1 protein-coding gene is annotated in these 1,512 nt (G+C 48.8%); it reads left to right on the forward strand.

Annotated features, from left to right (window positions below):
* Positions 1-1,512, forward strand: a 1,512-nt coding sequence (locus VN105_RS14755; RefSeq protein WP_325642181.1) for a TonB-dependent receptor plug domain-containing protein, incomplete at both ends; no start/stop codon positions are given.

Here is a 1,512-nt window from a genome sequence, read left to right on the forward strand (position 1 = left end):
CCGCGGTAACAAATCTATTACGGGCAACAACAATGCGCTTATTGTAGTGGATGGTGTGCCCTACGATAATTCCAGTGCACAGCAGGCCAGCGGCACCACCTACAATTATGGTACAAGTGACGGGGCCGCGAATATCAATCCCGATGATATTGAATCCATTAATGTGCTCAAAGGGCCTTCGGCTGCAGCGCTTTATGGAAGCAGGGCAGCAAACGGTGCCATCCTTATTACAACGAAACAGGGCAAGGCGGGCCGGTACCAAATTGACTACAACGGCAGCGCATCCCTGGACCAGGTCAACCTGCTCAGTAAATTCCAGAATAGCTATGGCCGTGGAAATGGAGGTGTCACGGGCACCAATGTTGGCGAAAGCTGGGGCCCCCTGGGCACGACCTATAAAAATAATGTCCGTGATTTCTTTGAAAATGCGGCTACCTTCAATAACAGTGTCAGTACCTATGGCGGTACCGAAAAGGTGCAGGGCTACGTTTCCTACACCAACAATAAGATCGGCGGCATCATTCCGGGCAACGACCTCAAACGGAATAGCCTCAACCTTCGGGTCAATACGGAGCTGATCCCTAAGTTGAAAACCGATGTTAAGCTCAACTATGTCAACCAGCAGATCGACAACCGGCCCCGACTGGGTGATATGGGGATCCCCGTAGAAGCTTATGTGATGCCAAGGGATATGGATAAGGCTGAACTACAGGATTATGAAACCATCGATCCCGTCACCGGCGAGCCACAACGGAAATATTGGTCCGGGTCTGCCGTCTACGACAACCCTTATTGGAGCACCAATCGTACCTCGGTCAATGAGGTCCGGGACCGTATTACCGCCATGGGCTCGGCAACCTATCAACTGACGGATTGGTTAAATGTCATGGGACGGTTCAGTTATGATAAATACATCGATAAGACAGATGGTTCTTTCTATGCGGGTACAGTTTCCCTGGGCGATGTCCGTCCCGGCGGTAAGTATTTTGAAACACATGCGCGCTATCAGGAACGCAATTTGGATCTATTATTTAACGGAAAGAATTCAATCAGTGAAGCCGTTAAAATCAGTTACAATGTCGGCACAAGTTTTTTAAACCGGCAGTATACCAGCTTTCAGAATATGGCCAATGGGCTATCCATCCCCAATGAATTTAGCCTAAAAATGGCTACAACACCTGAATTTCTCCTGATCAATGGCTATCAGCGACGTATGAATTCAGTTTACGGAAGTGCGCAGCTGGCTTTTTTTGACAATATTTTTCTCGATATGACGGCACGAAACGACTGGACCTCGACCTTGAAGTCACCGCACAGTTACTTTTATCCTTCGGTCGGTGTATCTGCTATCTTTAACGAATGGCTCAAACTACCGGCTTGGGTCAGCTATGGGAAGCTGCGTGCCTCCTATACGCAGGTGGGTAACGACCCGGATCCTTATCTGCTCCAGCAACTGTATTCTTTTGGTCTCGGTGCCGGAAAGGGCTTTATTTCACGCTCACCAATGAAAAT

This window comes from Chitinophaga sp., from assembly GCF_035564935.1.
Classification (GTDB): Bacteria; Bacteroidota; Bacteroidia; order Chitinophagales; family Chitinophagaceae; genus Chitinophaga.